This window comes from Streptomyces sp. NPDC013317 (assembly GCF_055563155.1).
In genome coordinates this window covers 144,448-156,749 of the sequence record NZ_JBVHDX010000015.1, presented here as the reverse complement: position 1 = coordinate 156,749, position 12,302 = coordinate 144,448, and the positions used below count along the sequence as shown (strand labels likewise).

Annotated in this window: 12 protein-coding genes and 1 pseudogene; 9 read left to right on the top strand and 4 right to left on the bottom strand. The window is 72.5% G+C overall.

Annotated elements, in window-relative coordinates; translation table 11 throughout:
- Positions 1-43: 43 nt before the first annotated feature.
- Together fdhD and ACZ3IJ_RS30835 are read right to left on the bottom strand one after the other, a co-directional pair.
- The gene (gene fdhD, locus ACZ3IJ_RS30840; protein ID WP_467473490.1) at positions 44-892 is read right to left on the bottom strand and encodes a formate dehydrogenase accessory sulfurtransferase FdhD; all 849 of its coding nucleotides are present in this window, start codon (positions 890-892) and stop codon (positions 44-46) included.
- 4 nt (positions 893-896) lie between these two features.
- Positions 897-1,010 (bottom strand): annotated as a pseudogene (locus ACZ3IJ_RS30835) (2Fe-2S iron-sulfur cluster-binding protein); the annotation flags it as partial.
- A 155-nt stretch (positions 1,011-1,165) separates the two neighbouring features.
- Here ACZ3IJ_RS30835 and ACZ3IJ_RS30830 point away from each other — a divergent pair.
- Positions 1,166-2,113 (top strand): beta-ketoacyl-ACP synthase III, encoded by a 948-nt coding sequence (locus ACZ3IJ_RS30830; RefSeq protein ID WP_467473489.1) that lies wholly within the window; start codon positions 1,166-1,168, stop codon positions 2,111-2,113.
- A gap of 42 nt (positions 2,114-2,155) precedes the next feature.
- Here the strand turns inward: ACZ3IJ_RS30830 and ACZ3IJ_RS30825 are convergent, their stop codons facing one another.
- Positions 2,156-2,482 (bottom strand): hypothetical protein, encoded by a 327-nt coding sequence (locus tag ACZ3IJ_RS30825; protein WP_467473488.1) that lies wholly within the window; start codon positions 2,480-2,482, stop codon positions 2,156-2,158.
- 43 nt (positions 2,483-2,525) lie between these two features.
- Positions 2,526-2,789, bottom strand: a complete 264-nt coding sequence (locus ACZ3IJ_RS30820; RefSeq protein ID WP_467473486.1) for a hypothetical protein — start codon at positions 2,787-2,789, stop codon at positions 2,526-2,528.
- A 233-nt stretch (positions 2,790-3,022) separates the two neighbouring features.
- On the opposite strand from ACZ3IJ_RS30820, the gene ACZ3IJ_RS30815 reads away from it, so the two are divergent.
- The 8 genes from ACZ3IJ_RS30815 (at position 3,023) to ACZ3IJ_RS30780 (ending at position 12,022) form a co-directional block, all read left to right on the top strand.
- Positions 3,023-3,754: a hypothetical protein gene (locus ACZ3IJ_RS30815; RefSeq protein ID WP_467473484.1), complete on the top strand. Its 732-nt coding sequence runs from the start codon at positions 3,023-3,025 to the stop codon at positions 3,752-3,754.
- A 74-nt stretch (positions 3,755-3,828) separates the two neighbouring features.
- On the top strand, positions 3,829-4,473 hold the full coding sequence (locus tag ACZ3IJ_RS30810; RefSeq protein WP_467473482.1) for a class F sortase: 645 nt from the start codon (positions 3,829-3,831) through the stop codon (positions 4,471-4,473).
- A 165-nt stretch (positions 4,474-4,638) separates the two neighbouring features.
- Positions 4,639-5,820 (top strand): ROK family transcriptional regulator, encoded by a 1,182-nt coding sequence (locus tag ACZ3IJ_RS30805; RefSeq protein ID WP_467473548.1) that lies wholly within the window; start codon positions 4,639-4,641, stop codon positions 5,818-5,820.
- 202 nt (positions 5,821-6,022) lie between these two features.
- A complete protein-coding gene (locus ACZ3IJ_RS30800; RefSeq protein ID WP_467473480.1) occupies positions 6,023-7,543 on the top strand; it encodes a sugar ABC transporter ATP-binding protein in 1,521 nt (506 codons plus the stop codon).
- Entirely contained in the window at positions 7,540-8,547 is a 1,008-nt protein-coding gene (locus tag ACZ3IJ_RS30795; protein WP_391796779.1) for an ABC transporter permease, read from the top strand. The genes ACZ3IJ_RS30800 and ACZ3IJ_RS30795 overlap by 4 nt, the downstream gene beginning before the upstream one ends.
- A 101-nt stretch (positions 8,548-8,648) precedes the next feature.
- Entirely contained in the window at positions 8,649-9,686 is a 1,038-nt protein-coding gene (locus tag ACZ3IJ_RS30790) for a substrate-binding domain-containing protein (protein ID WP_391796778.1), read from the top strand.
- Positions 9,687-9,777: 91 nt separating this feature from the next.
- Positions 9,778-11,004 carry a Gfo/Idh/MocA family protein gene (locus tag ACZ3IJ_RS30785; protein WP_467473477.1) on the top strand — a complete coding sequence of 409 codons (1,227 nt, stop codon included), beginning with the start codon at positions 9,778-9,780 and terminating at the stop codon, positions 11,002-11,004.
- A gap of 13 nt (positions 11,005-11,017) precedes the next feature.
- A complete protein-coding gene (locus ACZ3IJ_RS30780; RefSeq protein ID WP_467473475.1) occupies positions 11,018-12,022 on the top strand; it encodes a sugar phosphate isomerase/epimerase family protein in 1,005 nt (334 codons plus the stop codon).
- The last annotated feature ends 280 nt before the right edge of the window (positions 12,023-12,302 follow it).

Sequence of the window (12,302 nt, the reverse complement as noted above, 5' to 3'; positions counted from 1 at the left end):
CCCCGCCGGCCGATGGCCCGACCCGTGCAGCGCGCGGAGCCCGTCAGCGCCGGGTGGCCGCGGCCCCGAGGGCGATCCGGTGCTCGCCCGCGTACACGTTCATGTCCTGCCCGCGCAGGAAGCCGACCAGCGTGAGACCGGTCTCCGCGGCCAGGTCCACCGCCAGCGAGGACGGCGCCGAGACCGCCGCGAGCACCGGGACGCCCGCCATGACCGCCTTCTGCGCCAGCTCGAACGACGCCCGCCCCGAGACCAGCAGCACCGCCCGCTCCAGCGGCAGCCGCCCGTCGCTCAGGGCCCGGCCCACGAGCTTGTCCACCGCGTTGTGGCGCCCCACGTCCTCCCGGACGTCGAGCAGCTCGCCGTCCTCGGAGAACAGCGCCGCCGCGTGCAGACCTCCGGTCCGGTCGAAGACCCGCTGCGCCGCCCTCAGCCGGTCGGGGAGCCGGGCGAGCAGCTCGGGCGTGAGCCGGACCGGGGGAGTGTCGGCTATCGGGAAGCGTGCCGTGGTCCGGACCGCGTCCAGGCTGGCCTTGCCGCACAGACCGCACGACGAGGTGGTGTAGACGTTCCGCTCCAGCGTGATGTCCGGGACGGGGACTCCGGGCGCGAGCTGCACGTCCACCACGTTGTACGTGTTCGTGCCGTCGTCCTTGGCGCCCGCGCAGTAGACGATGTTCCGTACGTCGGAGGCGGCGCCGAGCACCCCCTCGCTGACCAGGAACCCGGCGGCGAGCGCGAAGTCGTCGCCGGGCGTGCGCATGGTGATGGCCAGCGGCCGGCCGTTCAGCCGGATCTCCAGCGGCTCCTCGGCCACCAGCGTGTCCGGGCGTTCGTTGACGGCCGCGCCCCGGATCCGGATGACGCGCCGTCGCTCGGTGACCCGTCCCATGTGGTTACACCCGATTCTGTACGTGCTGGAAGCCGAAGCGGCCCTTGATACAGAGGTTGCCATGGGTCACCGGGTCGTCGTGCGGAAGGGTGACGCCGACGGTCTCGACGTCCTGAAGTCGCCTGCCGTTGTCATGGTCGCCCAACAGGTACGGGCGAATCTTGGTGGTTTACGTGCCCGGTTACCGATCAGTCGCTGGCAAGACTGGGTGGTCCTGCTTCCGCTTGCCGCGCAAGCGCACCATGCGTCACCTGAACCAAGGGGGTCCCGGGCATGACGGGCACTCGTATCGCCGCGCTCGGGCACTACCAGCCCGCCAAGGTCCTGACCAACGCGGACCTGGCCAAGCTCGTCGACACCAGCGACGAGTGGATCAGCAGCCGCGTCGGCATCAGGACCCGACATATGGCGGGACCCGACGAACCGGTCGACGAACTCGCCGCCCACGCCGCCGGCAAGGCGCTCGCCGCGGCCGGTCTCGGCCCCGACGACATCGACCTGGTCCTCGTCGCCACCTCCACGGCGATCGACCGCTCGCCCAACACCGCGGCCCGCGTCGCGGCCCGGCTCGGCATGGGCTCGCCCGCCACCATGGACCTCAACGTGGTGTGCGCGGGCTTCACCCACGCGCTGGCCACCGCCGACCACGCGATCAGGGCGGGCGGCTCCCGGCGTGCCCTGGTCATCGGCGCCGACAAGATGACCGAGATCACCGACTGGACCGACCGCACCACCTGTGTGCTCGTCGGCGACGGCGCGGGTGCGGCGGTCGTCGAGGCCGTGGAGGACGGAGCCGAGCCCGGCATCGGCCCGGTGCTCTGGGGTTCCGTACCGGAGATGGGCCACGCCGTCCGCATCGAGGGCACCCCGCCGCGGTTCGCGCAGGAGGGCCAGAGCGTCTACCGCTGGGCCACCCAGCAGCTGCCCGCGCTCGCCCGCAAGGTGTGCGAGCGATCCGGGATCGCGCCGGAGGAGCTCGCCGGCGTCGTGCTGCACCAGGCCAACCTGCGGATCATCGAGCCGCTGGCCGCGAAGATCGGCGCGGTCAACGCGGTCGTCGCCCGTGACGTGATCGAGTCCGGCAACACCTCGGCCGCCTCGATCCCGATGGCGCTCGCCAAGCTGGTCGAGCGCGGGGAACTCGTGTCGGGGGCGCCGACCCTGCTCTTCGGCTTCGGTGGCAACCTCTCGTACGCGGGGCAGGTCGTCCGCGTCCCCTAGCGCGCCTAGCGCGCGTAGCTCGCTTCTCCCGGTCGCATGCCCTCAGAACGACTCATGGGCGGACCGCGGGTGTCCGCAGATCCGGATGATCGCGCCGGCGCCGATGTCCGGCCCCGTGAAGTCCCGGTACTGGCTGAAGCAGAAGTCGGGATCGCCGCGGAATCCCGGGCATCCACAGGGGACGTCCATGGCCCCGGACGACTCGATCACCGTGCAGAAGTCCAGGGCGCCGCGGGAGACGACACGGGGATCGACGCCCGCCCGGGCCAGCGACTCGGCAGCGCCCTCCTGCGCCCGCCCGATCAGCCGCAGCGCGTCTCTGAGGGCCTTCACCTGCTCGTCACCGAGCCGCTCGGGGGTGGGGGACATCGAGACTCCTCTCGGCCGAGACCGACCGCCGGAGGAAGGGCGGTCACTGCTCGTCGACGCGGTCGCACACGACGAACCCGGGCTCGATCTCCGAGCATTCGAAGACCGGCTGGGTGAAGCCCACCGTCAGATCCGTCCCGCCGCCCGTCAGGTTCGTCCCCCCGCCCTGGGCAAGTCCCGCCGGATGGTAGGCGAGGGAGAAGTGGTCGGCGGCCTCCGGATACTTCTCCAGAAGTCCACGAAACCCGGCGACGAGCCCCCCGAACTCCTCGGGGATGGTGCTGCCACTCTGCCGTTGCTCCGTCATGACCGCTCCTCGGTAGGTACCTCCAGTCTCCCGCGCCACCTGCACTTTCGCAGCGCGTACCCCCCTCGGCCCCGACGGGCTGCGGAAGACCCGGGGTTCTCCGTTCCCCGTTCGGCGGGAGCCCGGTGGCGGCGCGCCCGGGGCCGCCCTAGCTTCGGACGGGGCGAGGGACATCACCCGCCGTACGCGGCAACGGGCCGCCGGGCGTTCCTCGTGTGATCTGGAGGATCGCCATGCGCGCGATACGTGTTGCTCCCGCGGCCCTGCTCGCCACGGCCGCCCTGTCGCTCGGGACGGCGACGGCCGCCCTGGCCGACGAGGGGACCGGGAGCGACGCGACGCCGGGCGTGGGCGCGCAGGCCGGCGGTGCGACGGCCGATGCGACGGACGCCGGCGGCGCTCCGGTGGACCCGGCCGACCCGGTCGATCCCCTCGACCCGGTGGTCCCGGCCGTCCCCGTGGACCCCCCGGACCCGGCCGATCCCCTCGGCCCCGTGGAGGCCGGCGCGTCCGACGGCACCGCGAGCGACGTCACGTCCTTCGGATTCTCCGTCACGCCGGCGACCGTCGCCCCCGGCGGCAAGGTCACCCTCGAGACCGACGGCTGCGAAGCTCCGTCCGTGACCGTCTCCTCCGGTGTCTTCGAGACCGTCACGCTCACCGAGGGCCGCGCGGGCACCGCCACCATCGACGTCGAGGCGAAGATCGCCGCGGAGTACCAGGTGACCTTCGACTGCAAGGGCGAGAAGGGCACCGCGCCCCTCGTCATCGCCGCCGGCTCCACCGGCCACTCGACGGGCGGCCATGACACCGGCGCGCACAAGGGCGTCAAGGCCGGCTTCGGCGGCGGCGCCGGAGAGCTCGGCGCCACGGAGGTCGTCATCGGCACGGCGCTGATCGCGGGCGCGCTGGGCGGCGGCGGTGTGCTCCTGACACGCCGTCGCCGAGCCGACGACCTCGCCTGAAACGGCTCCTTCGCCCCGGGATGACGAGGTCCGGGGCGGGGGAGCACCGGCCACGTACGACGGGAGTGCGGATCGTGCACGGGTCGAGCGGACTGTCCAGGCGCGGCGCCTGGGGCGTCGTCGCCGTCGTCCTGCTCGTGGGCGTCCACCTGGTCCGCGGCGGTACGGAGGAGTGGCGCGCCGGAGGCCCCCCGCAGCCGCTCGCCGCCGCTGCCCCGCAGCACGCCGCCGCCCTCGCTCCCGCGCCGGGGCCCGGCGCACTGCCCGCCTCCCGCCCCACACGCGTCCGCGTGCCCGGCATCCGCGTCGACGCGCCCCTGACTCCGGTCGGACTCGACACCGAGGGCTGGATCGGCACGCCGCCCGCGCACGAGACCGACCTCGCCGGCTGGTTCACCGGCGCCGTCACGCCCGGCGAGAAGGGCACGGCGGTCGTCGTCGGCCATGTCGACACCCCGGAGGGACCGAGCGTCTTCTACGAACTCGGAGCGCTGGCCAAGGGCCAACGCGTCGAGATCGCCCGCCAGGACGGACGGACCGCCGTCTTCTCGGTGTACGGCATCGAGGTCGTCCCGAAGGAGGGCTTCCCGGCCGAGCGGATCTACCGGGCCGGTGCACGCCCCGAGCTGCGCCTTCTCACCTGCGGCGGCGGCTTCTCCCGGCAGAAGGGGTACGACGGCAACGTCGTCGTCTCCGCGCGCCTCGTCGAGGTGCGCTGACCCTCGGGGCGCAGGGCTTTGTCCTCACTCGGGAAAAAGTCGGACCGGATTGCTGCGCAACTTCTTCCCACTCCCGGACGCCACTGCTACGTTCCCCTCGAAAGCCCGGCGGCGAGCCGACCGAAGGGCTTCGCCGACTCGTCAGGGGAGGGGCGCGTGAGACGCATGACGGCACGACCCGCCAACGCGCACCAGGCGCGGCTGCTCCGCCTGCTGCGCGACGGGGGCCCCAACTCCCGTGCTCAGCTGGGTGATCAGATCGACCTGTCCCGCTCCAAGCTGGCCGTCGAGGTCGACCGGCTCCTGGAGACCGGCCTCGTGGTCGCCGACGGACTCGCCGCCTCCCGCGGCGGCCGCCGGTCGCACAACATCCGGCTCGCTCCCGAACTCCGCTTCCTCGGCATCGACATCGGCGCCACGTCCGTCGACGTGGCCGTCACCAACGCCGAGTTGGAGGTGCTCGGACATCTCAACCACCCCATGGACGTCCGCGAGGGCCCGGTAGCCGTCTTCGAACAGGCGCTCGCCATGGCGTCCAAGCTGCGCGCCTCCGGCCTCGCCGAAGGCTTCGACGGGGCCGGCATCGGCGTCCCCGGCCCGGTCCGCTTTCCCGAGGGCGTCCCGGTCGCTCCTCCGATCATGCCCGGCTGGGACGGCTTCCCCGTACGGGAGGCGCTCAGCCAGGAACTGGGCTGTCCTGTCATGGTCGACAACGACGTGAACCTGATGGCCATGGGGGAGCAGCACGCCGGCGTCGCCCGCTCCGTCGGCGACTTCCTCTGCGTCAAGATCGGTACGGGCATCGGCTGCGGCATCGTCGTCGGCGGGCAGGTCTACCGCGGTACGACGGGCAGCGCCGGGGACATCGGGCACATCCAGGTGGAACCCGACGGCCGCTCCTGCGCGTGCGGCAACAGGGGCTGCCTGGAAGCCCACTTCAGCGGCGCCGCCCTGGCCCGCGACGCCGAGGACGCGGCGCGCGCGGGCCGGTCGGACGAGCTCGCCGGACGCCTCGAGGCGTCCGGGCGGCTCACGGCGGTCGACGTCGCCGCGGCGGCCGCCGCGGGCGACGCCACCTCGCTCGCCCTCATCCGTGAGGGCGGCAACCGGGTCGGGCAGGTCATCGCCGGACTCGTCAGCTTCTTCAATCCCGGTCTGGTGGTGATCGGCGGCGGGGTCACCGGCCTCGGTCACAACCTCCTCGCCAGTGTCCGCACCCAGGTCTACCGCCAGTCCCTTCCGCTGGCCACCGGCAACCTCCCCATCGTGCTGGGCGAGCTCGGCCCGACCGCCGGAGTGATCGGCGCGGCCCGCCTCATCAGCGACCACCTCTTCTCCCCGGCGTAGCCGTTTCCCGGATGGTCGTGGGCACCCGTGCCGCCGGGGCGGCACGGGAGACCACGGTCCGCCCCGCCGGCCCGCACCCGCCCGTGCCTCCTCACCCCGCACCGGCCCAGGCGCACACCCGCGTCAGCCGGCCCGCCCGCCCATCCCCACCCCGTCACCACTCGCCCAGGCGCCACCCGCACCCGCCGAGGGGACCCCCGTCATGCCCCCAGAACAGCCACCCCTGCTCACCATGTCCGCCATCACCAAGTCCTTCCCCGGCGTCCGCGCCCTCGACGGCGTCGACCTCGACGTCGCCCCCGGGGAGGTCCACTGCCTCCTCGGCCAGAACGGCGCGGGAAAGTCCACCCTGATCAAGGTCCTCGCCGGCGCCCACCAGCCCGACGGAGGGAGCATCACCTGGCGCGGCGAAACCGTCCAGCTCCGCTCCCCGATCGCCGCCATGCGCCTCGGCATCGCCACCATCTACCAGGAACTCGACCTCGTCGAAGGGCTCTCCGTCGCCGAGAACGTCCACCTCGGCCACGAACCCACCACCGCCGGATTCGTCGTCCGCGGCCGCGCCGCCAAGGCGTCCACGGCAGCCCTCCTCACACGGCTCGGCCACCCCGAGATCGACCCCGCCCGCCGCGTCGGCGACCTGTCCGCGGCACAGCAGCAGATCGTCTCGATGGCCCGCGCCCTCTCCCACGACGTCCGTCTCATCGTCATGGACGAACCGTCCGCCGCCCTCGACCCCGACGAGGTCGACAACCTCTTCCGCATCGTCGCCGACCTCACCGCCGACGGCGTCGCCGTCGTCTACATCTCCCACCGCCTGGAGGAGATCCGCCGCATCGGCGACCGGGTCACCGTCCTCAAGGACGGCCGCGCCGTCGCGGGCGGCCTGCCCGCCGCCTCGACGCCCACCCGGGACATCGTCGCCCTGATGACCGGCCGCAACGTCGAGTACGTCTTCCCGCCGCGCCCCGCCGAACCGCCGGCCGCCCCACCCGTGCTCCAGCTCCAAGGCCTGGCCAGGCAGGGGGAGTTCGACCCCGTCGACCTCGAGGTGCGGCCCGGGGAGATCGTCGGTCTCGCCGGGCTCGTCGGCTCGGGCCGCTCCGAGATCCTGGAGACCGTATACGGCGCCCGCAAGGCCACCGCAGGACGCGTCGTCGTCGACGGCCGCACCCTGCGCCCCGGCAGCGTCCGCGACGCCGTCCGTGCCGGGCTCGGTCTCGCCCCCGAGGAGCGCAAGGCGCAGGGGCTGCTCATGCTGGAGTCCGTCACCCGCAACGTCTCGGTCTCCACGCTCGCCCGCTTCTCGCGCGCCGGCTGGATCGACCGTACCGGCGAGCGCGAGGCCGCCCGCGCGGCCACCAGGGAGCTGTCCCTGCGGCCCGACCACCCGGACGCCCCGATCCGTACCCTCTCCGGCGGCAACCAGCAGAAGGCCGTCCTCGCCCGCTGGCTCCTGCGCGGCTGCCGCGTCCTCCTGCTCGACGAGCCGACCCGCGGCGTCGACGTCGGCGCCCGCGCCGAGCTCTACGCCGTCATCCGCCGCCTCGCCGACGACGGCCTCGCCGTCCTCCTCGTGTCGAGCGAAGTGCCCGAGGTCCTGGGCCTGGCCGACCGCGTCCTGGTGCTCAGGGAGGGTCGTGTCGTCCACACGGCCCCCGCCCGCGAGCTCGACGAACACCGCGTACTCGACCTCGTGATGGAAGGGAGCCCCACGTCATGACGCTGTCCACCGCCAAGGACACCACGGCGCCTGCGCAGGAGGGCGGCAGGCGGCCGCTCGGGCTGCGGGCCGACGTCCGCAACCTCTCCCTGCTCGGGGTGCTCGCCGTGCTGATCGCGGTCGGCGGCTTCACCCGGCCCGACGAGTTCCTCGCCGTCTCCAACCTCCAACTCGTGCTCACCCAGGCGTCCGTGATCGGCGTCGTCACCGTCGGCATGACCTTCGTCATCACCAGCGGCGGCATCGACCTCTCCGTCGGCGCCATCGTCGCCCTCGCCTCCGTCTGGGCGACCACCCTGGCGACACAGGAGTACGGATTCGCCGGCATCCTCTTCACCGCGGTCGTCGTGGGTGTGGGCTGCGGCCTGGTGAACGGGCTGCTCATCGCGTACGGCGGGATGGTCCCTTTCATCGCGACCCTCGCCATGTTCGCCTCGGCCCGAGGTCTCGCGCTCCAGATCACCGACGGGCGCACGCAGATCGTCACCGTCGACTCCGTCCTCGACCTCGGCATCCCCGACGCCTACATCCTGGGCGTCCCGCCGCTCGTCCTGGTCTTCGCCGCCGTGACCGTCGCGGGCTGGCTGATCCTCAACCGGACCACCTTCGGCCGGCGCACGGTCGCCGTCGGAGGCAACGCGGAAGCCGCCCGCCTCGCCGGCATCGACGTGCGCCGCCAGCGGCTCTACCTCTATCTGCTCTCCGGCCTGTGCTGCGGCATCGCGGCCTTCCTGCTGATCATCCTCTCCGGCTCGGGCCAGAACACCAACGGCAACCTGTACGAACTCGACGCCATCGCCGCCGCGATCATCGGCGGAACGCTCCTCACCGGCGGCCGCGGCACGATCGTCGGCTCCGTCCTCGGTGTCCTGGTCTTCACCACGATCACCAACATCTTCGCTCTCAACAACCTGCAGAGCGACGTCCAGCAGATCGCCAAGGGCGCGATCATCGTCGCCGCCGTCCTGGTCCAGCACCGCACCGCGCGCCACGGCGAGACCTGACCTCGCCCCGACCTCCCCCTCACCCCGGCCCCACCTCCTCCCGGCTCAGCCGCCCCTTCCACCCCCGATCTCCTCCCTCACCCCCGAAGGGATTCACCGCCATGCCAGAAACCAGCCGCAGAGGCCTGCTTTTCGGCTCCGCCGCCGTCTCGGCCGGCGCACTCCTCACCGCCTGCACCAGCAACGAGCCCAAGAACGCGGCCCCGGCCGCGAGCAACGCCCCCGCCGCCGACGACAAGCCCGGCACTCCCGTGACGATCGGCTTCGCCGGTCCCCAGGCCGACCACGGCTGGCTCAACGCCATCAACCAGAACGCCAAGGAGCGTGCGAAGAAGTACTCCGAGGTCACCCTGGAGATCACCGAGGGCTCCAACGACACGGCGACCCAGATCGGCCAGATCCAGACCCTCATCAACAAGAAGGTCGACGTCCTGGTCATCCTGCCCGCCGACGGCAAGGCGCTCACCCAGGTCGGCCTCCAGGCCATGAAGGCCGGCATCCCGGTCATCAACCTGGACCGCATCTTCGCCTCCCCGCAGGCCTACCGCTGCTGGATCGGCGGCGACAACTACGGCATGGGCCTCAACGCCGGCCGCTACATCGGAGAGCAGCTCAAGGACAAGCCGGGCGCCACCGTCATCGAACTCGCCGGCATGGACAGCCTGGAGCTGACCAAGCAGCGCACCCAGGGCTTCGACGACGCCCTCAAGAACTACCCCAACATCCGCAAGGTGGCCCGTCAGGCCGCTGACTTCACGGTCGAGTCGGGCCAGGCGAAGATGGCCCAACTCCTCCAGGCGCAGCCGAAGTTCGACGCACTGTGGAATCACGACGACGACCAGGGAGTCGGCGCGCTGCGGGCCATCGCGCAGGCCGGCCGCAAGGACTTCCTGATGGTCGGCGGCGCGGGCGCCAAGTCAGCGATGGACGCCATCAAGGCCGACGACGGGGTCCTGAAGGCCACCGTCCTCTACCCGCCGACCATGGCCGCCTCCGCCATCGACCTGGCCCGCGCCCTCGGCCAGAAGAAGGGTGTCGGGGGACTCGCCGAGCTGGAGATCCCGGCCTCCCTCACCCTCTACTCGGCCGTGGTGACCAAGGAGAACGTCGACGAGTACCTGCCCACCGGCTTCAGCTGACCGGGGTGGTCCGGCCGCCGGCCCTCGGGGGTGGCCGGCGGACGCCCCGAGCCCGGCACCCCCCACCGTGCAACCGATGAGGAGGAACCGTATGGAACAGCGGGAGAGCGAGGCCGGCCCGACCGGTCAGGCCGGCGAGGCCACGGTGCCGTCACTCGGCATCGGCATGGTCGGCTACGCGTTCATGGGCGCCGCCCACTCCCAGGGGTGGCGGACCGCGGGGCGTGTCTTCGACCTGCCGCTGCGGCCCGTGCTCGCCGCCGTCGCCGGCCGTGACCGGGCCGCCGTCCGGGCGGCGGCGGCCAAGCACGGCTGGGCGGCCGCCGAGACCGACTGGCGCGCCCTCGTCGCACGCGACGACGTCCAGCTCGTCGACGTCTGCACCCCGGGTGACAGCCACGCGGAGATCGCGATCGCCGCCCTGGAGGCGGGCAAGCACGTCCTGTGCGAGAAGCCGCTCGCCAACTCCGTCGCCGAGGCCGAGGCGATGGTCGCGGCGGCGGAGGCGGCGGCCGCCCGGGGCCAGGTCGCCATGGTCGGCTTCAACTACCGGCGGGTGCCGGCCATCGCGTACGCCCGTGGGCTCGTCGCCGAGGGCAGGCTCGGCGCCCTGCGGCACGTACGGGTCACCTATCTGCAGGACTGGCTCGTCGACCCGGGCTTCCCGCTGACCTGGCGCCTGGAGCGCGAACGCGCGGGGTCCGGGGCCCTCGGCGACCTCGGCGCGCACGCCGTCGACCTCGCGCAGTACCTGGCGGGGGAGCTCCTGGTCGGGGTCTCGGCGCTCACCGAGACCTTCGTACGGGACCGGCCGCTGCTCGCGGGCGTGTCGGCCGGACTCTCGGGCACCGCGACGGGCGGGGCGTACGGGGCGGTGACGGTCGACGACGCCGCGCTGTTCACCGGACGGCTCGCCTCCGGGGCGCTCGCCTCCTTCGAGGCGACCCGGATGGCCGCGGGCCGGAAGAACGCCCTGCGGCTGGAGATCAACGGCGAGAAGGGTTCGCTCGCCTTCGACCTGGAGCGGCTCAACGAGCTCTCCTTCCACGACCACACGTTGCCGGCCGCCTCCGCGGGCTTCCGCCGGATCCTCGTGACCGAGCCGGACCATCCGTATCTGGAGGGCTGGTGGCCGCCGGGCCACGCGCTCGGATACGAGCACACCTTCGCGCACCAGGCCCGTGACCTGGTCCTCGCCGTCGCGTCCGGGACCGCGCCCGCGCCGACCTTCGCCGACGGGCTGCAGGTCCAGCGCGTGCTCGCCGCGGTGGAGGAGAGCGCCGAGAAGAACGCCGTCTACACCCCCGTACAGGTCTAGGAGGCCGTCGACCGTGACCCGTCCCTTCACCCTCTTCACCGGCCAGTGGGCCGACCTGCCGCTGGAGGAGGTCTGCCGGCTCGCCCGTGACTTCGGCTACGACGGCCTCGAACTCGCCTGCTGGGGAGACCACTTCGAGGTGGACAAGGCACTGGCGGACCCGTCGTACGTCGACGGCCGCCGTGCCCTTCTCGACAAGTACGGCCTGAGATGCTGGGCGATCTCCAACCATCTGGTGGGCCAGGCGGTCTGCGACCATCCGATCGACGAGCGGCACCAGGCGATCGTGCCGGCCCGGATCTGGGGCGACGGCGAGCCCGAAGGCGTGCGGCAGCGGGCCGCCCGCGAGCTGGCCGACACCGCGCGGGCCGCCGCCGCACTCGGCGTCGACACCGTCATCGGCTTCACCGGCTCGTCGATCTGGCATCTGGTGGCGATGTTCCCGCCGGTCCCCGAGCGCATGATCGAGCGCGGCTTCGAGGACTTCGCGGAGCGCTGGAACCCGATCCTGGACGTCTTCGACGCCGAGGGCGTCCGCTTCGCGCACGAGGTCCATCCGAGCGAGATCGCGTACGACTACTGGACCACACAGCGGGCCCTCGAGGCGGTGGACCGGCGTCCCGCCTTCGGGCTGAACTTCGATCCGAGCCACTTCGTCTGGCAGGACCTGGACCCGGTCGGCTTCCTCTGGGACTTCCGCGACCGGATCTACCACGTGGACTGCAAGGAGGCCCGCAAGCGGCTCGACGGGCGCAACGGGCGGCTCGGCTCGCACCTGCCGTGGGGCGATCCGCGGCGCGGCTGGGACTTCGTCTCCGCCGGGCACGGTGACGTGCCGTGGGAGGACGTCTTCCGGATGCTCCGCTCGATCGGCTACGCGGGACCCGTCTCCGTGGAGTGGGAGGACGCCGGGATGGACCGCCTGACCGGCGCACCGGAAGCGCTTTCCCATCTCAAGCGGTACGACTTCGACCCGCCGACCGCCTCGTTCGACGCGGCTTTCGGGGGTCGCGACTGATCCCACACGGCAGGTGAGCGCCCGGCGGCGGTGACGTCGCCGGGTCGCTCCGCCGTGCCCTCTGCGGGCTTTGTCCTGTCGCGGTGAAAAGTTCGACGAGGTCCGCGTGCAAGGGCTTTCCGCTGAGGACGAACCCCGCTACGGTCCCTGATGTGTTCATGACGTAACTCTGCTCGGCCCCGCTCCACCCCGCTCCACCGGGCTCAGCCCCGCTCCACCTCGCTCGACCGTGCTTTGAGACCAGCGTGACGGCGCGCGCCGGTCCCCGGACACCCGCACA

Bases quoted from the DNA above. Each gene is read 5' to 3' on its own strand.
- ACZ3IJ_RS30785 (WP_467473477.1), top strand. From the start codon at position 9,778: ATGGAACAGCGGGAGAGCGAGGCCGGCCCGACCGGTCAGGCCGGCGAG.
- ACZ3IJ_RS30805 (WP_467473548.1), top strand. From the start codon at position 4,639: ATGACGGCACGACCCGCCAACGCGCACCAGGCGCGGCTGCTCCGCCTG.
- ACZ3IJ_RS30830 (WP_467473489.1), top strand. From the start codon at position 1,166: ATGACGGGCACTCGTATCGCCGCGCTCGGGCACTACCAGCCCGCCAAG.
- ACZ3IJ_RS30820 (WP_467473486.1), bottom strand. From the start codon at position 2,789: ATGACGGAGCAACGGCAGAGTGGCAGCACCATCCCCGAGGAGTTCGGG.
- ACZ3IJ_RS30800 (WP_467473480.1), top strand. From the start codon at position 6,023: ATGCCCCCAGAACAGCCACCCCTGCTCACCATGTCCGCCATCACCAAG.
- ACZ3IJ_RS30790 (WP_391796778.1), top strand. From the start codon at position 8,649: ATGCCAGAAACCAGCCGCAGAGGCCTGCTTTTCGGCTCCGCCGCCGTC.
- ACZ3IJ_RS30795 (WP_391796779.1), top strand. From the start codon at position 7,540: ATGACGCTGTCCACCGCCAAGGACACCACGGCGCCTGCGCAGGAGGGC.
- ACZ3IJ_RS30815 (WP_467473484.1), top strand. From the start codon at position 3,023: ATGCGCGCGATACGTGTTGCTCCCGCGGCCCTGCTCGCCACGGCCGCC.
- fdhD (WP_467473490.1), bottom strand. From the start codon at position 892: ATGGGACGGGTCACCGAGCGACGGCGCGTCATCCGGATCCGGGGCGCG.
- ACZ3IJ_RS30825 (WP_467473488.1), bottom strand. From the start codon at position 2,482: ATGTCCCCCACCCCCGAGCGGCTCGGTGACGAGCAGGTGAAGGCCCTC.